Consider the following 2,801-nt stretch of genomic DNA (forward strand, 5'->3'; position numbering starts at 1 on the left):
GCTGTCGCCTGCCCTCACTCCCTGATGCTCGCCGGCTGGTATGAATCGCCCAGGTAGCGATAGAACCTATCCAGGTACGGAAGCCCGTCGAGCGGCTCATCGAGCAGCGAGTCGGGAATCTCAACGCCACGGAACAAGCCGAAGCTGTTCAGCAGGCGCTTGCCCTTGAGGATCTGCGCCGCGTGCCAGTTGTCAGCCAAGGTCAGATCGGAGAATTTCACGGCGTACTTGAACACCTCCATGAAACCCTCAACGGGATCGCCCAGGATGGGCCTGCAATCCACGACCATGCTGTCACCGGTGATCTTGTGCCACTCGGTGCTGAGGTCGGTTTGGGAGGGCTGTGATGTGGCCAGAATGATCATGTGACAATGCGGGTGCCAGCCATTGCCCTTGTTGGTCAGCTCGAGGGTGTAGACGGCCCCCTCGGCTTTGCAAAGCTCTGTCCAGGGAGCGCCACGAGTACCGGCATTGAAGTAGCGACGACGATCCATCAAGCGACGTAGCGACTTCGCGAGGTGCGATTGACGCTCTTCAAGATCCGGCCCGTTTTTGACTGTTAGGGTCAGGAGATAGGGCCGCAGATCCGGGCGTTCCTCCTGGATCACCTGCCAGCGGGTCAAGTAAGCCCCAAGAGCCTTGGCACCGCGGCGAATGCCGCACAACGGACAGACCAGGTGCTGCTTGCAGAACGTCGCGCTATGCAGCCGTACCTTGCCCACGGTGAAGTACTCCCGGAAATGCAGGTAATTACCACAGCTGGCAAGGCTAGCGGCAGTCTTGATGGTCGCTTCGGACGGGGTCTTTCGGAGATGTTCTAGCATCGCCTGAGACCTTGTGTGAGCCACGCCGTAGCGTGTTATTCTCTCGTCCAGAAGCCTAGCTTCGTCAGCCCCTGTGAACTCCCCGCCTGCCAAGTTGGAAGAGTTCTCAGGGGTTTTTTTATGCGCCATTCATGGCCCCCTTATTCGTGGGGCCGAGCATAGCACCTGCTAACACATTGTTTCTATGTATCAAGTAAAGCAGGGACTCGCCAGCCTCAGAACCGCGCAAAGCCCCGGAATCCGGGAGCATCAGCAGAAAAACAGCGATCAGGGACAAAACATCCTTACGATCCAGCTCGATTGAAACCCTCATGCCCAGCTCCTCAGTGGTGATGGCAAATTTTCTCATCACGACCAGGAACATAACGGGCGAGGTTTGCGCCTCCACTCCAGAGCCAAAAAACGAAGGAGTCTTCGGTAAAGTGGGGGTGTAACAGCACCCCACAGGATCCGGGAGGGGGGTGAAGAACATTTCGCAATACTACCCAGAGCGCCAAAAGCAAAATCAACAGCACCCATGCTGGGGGCCTCCGCTCCCGGCCGGTGGCCAGGAACAGAGCGCCAGAGGGTGATTTGATCAGCGAAGGGTCAAGGGTTCGCTCCGCCCGGGACTCCGTTCGCCGCGACGGTGAAGCGAGTCACGACGAGCCGGGGTCGCGGCCCCTGACCTGAGGAATTTCAACGGTGGATGGACTGGCCTCGATCGGAGTACGGGAACCTGTTCCCGTATGGAGGTCGAGGGGACAAGCGCAGCGCGTCAGGCCTCGGCGGCCCTTGTTCGTAAAGCCATCACTTGCGTGGCTGACAAATGGCGAAGCTCAGAATTGGAAAAAACCAGGTCAGCCCTCAACCACCTGGTTTCTTCGTCCCACTGGGCCAAATTGTCTATGAGAAACCTATAACGACCTTGATAAGCCTCCGCAAGATCCTCAGCAAGGGCCCTGTAAGCCTCTCCAGGCGTTTTTAACGCCAAATACACTGCATCTAGCACGGGGTCTGGTTTCGTTGCTCTGCCGACTTCCTGCGCCTTTTTGATGGCATATGCGTTGTATTCCTCTGCGCCAGTTTCGGGATCATCTGCTGGATTACCTGGGCAAAGTTTGTCCTCCCATGGGAGGACATAGGAGGCGCGGCCCAGGATGAACTGCAGGACGTAATCCGAAGGTATGGCGAGACGCTGCATGAGGAATTTTCCTAGACGAAAATCGAATGATAGCGCAGAGGGCTTTGGGCAGCGAAAGCTGCTTCCAGAGCGGCCAAAAGCCGCTCTGATAAACCGGCGTCGAAGACGACGGAAACAGCCTGACAGACGCCACCCGAGCCCACGAGGGGGGTGAGGAAAAATGGCCCCCAGGCCGAATTTTTCCGTTCTGCCCTGGTGCAGCCCGTCCAGGGCGAAACCAGGGTGCGAAGCATCCGGCCGCACCGCTTGCGTGCGCGTCAGGTGAAACCGGACCAACCTGGTTTCGAGCCGAAGCAGCAGAGGGAGGGACGGAGTCCCGCGCCGATGCGTCGCGCAGTCTCAGAAAGCGGGTTGGTCCGGCTTTGCCGGGCGCGCACGCGGGTGAATTTTCGAGACAAGCCCGTCCAGGGCGCAGGGGAGGAAAGAGGGTGGCGGATCGCGCAGCGATTCAGAACCCTGAAGGCCTTCCGGGGCGCTCCCCCGGGAGGTTTGGGCGGCCCGGAGGGGCGGCCACGGAGCCCCGCAGGGGTGACGGCATTTTGCTGTTGGGTTCTATGTTTTTGGCTCTTGGCGGTTGTATTGCAGGTCCTATTGTTGGGCCTATTGCCGCAGCAATAGGTGAGCCATAGGAGCGGCAATTTCAGGGAGTGAGGCAGGCAGGCGCTACGCTGTCGCCTGCCCTCACTCCCTGATGCTCGCCGGCTGGTATGAATCGCCCAGGTAGCGATAGAACCTATCCAGGTACGGAAGCCCGTCGAGCGGCTCATCGAGCAGCGAGTCGGGAATCTCAACGC

3 protein-coding genes are annotated in these 2,801 nt (G+C 59.1%); all 3 read right to left on the bottom strand.

Translation table 11 applies throughout. From position 1 onward, the window contains the following. Window positions 1-14: 14 nt before the first annotated feature. The 3 genes from HF257_RS33165 to HF257_RS33175 all read right to left on the bottom strand — a co-directional run bounded on the left by HF257_RS33165 (window position 15) and on the right by HF257_RS33175 (window position 2,007). A complete protein-coding gene (locus tag HF257_RS33165) occupies window positions 15-824 on the bottom strand; it encodes a protein rep (RefSeq protein WP_196492187.1) in 810 nt (269 codons plus the stop codon). Between the two features lie 118 nt (window positions 825-942). Continuing rightward, window positions 943-1,296, bottom strand: coding sequence for a hypothetical protein (locus HF257_RS33170; RefSeq protein WP_127652685.1), 354 nt, complete (start codon window positions 1,294-1,296; stop codon window positions 943-945). 285 nt (window positions 1,297-1,581) lie between these two features. Then, window positions 1,582-2,007: a hypothetical protein gene (locus HF257_RS33175; protein WP_073454712.1), complete on the bottom strand. Its 426-nt coding sequence runs from the start codon at window positions 2,005-2,007 to the stop codon at window positions 1,582-1,584. Window positions 2,008-2,801: the final 794 nt, after the last annotated feature.

The sequence above is a fragment of the Pseudomonas cremoris genome, assembly GCF_014230465.1.

Bases quoted from the DNA above. Each gene is read 5' to 3' on its own strand.
- HF257_RS33165 (WP_196492187.1), bottom strand. From the start codon at position 824: ATGCTAGAACATCTCCGAAAGACCCCGTCCGAAGCGACCATCAAGACT.
- HF257_RS33170 (WP_127652685.1), bottom strand. From the start codon at position 1,296: ATGTTCTTCACCCCCCTCCCGGATCCTGTGGGGTGCTGTTACACCCCC.
- HF257_RS33175 (WP_073454712.1), bottom strand. From the start codon at position 2,007: ATGCAGCGTCTCGCCATACCTTCGGATTACGTCCTGCAGTTCATCCTG.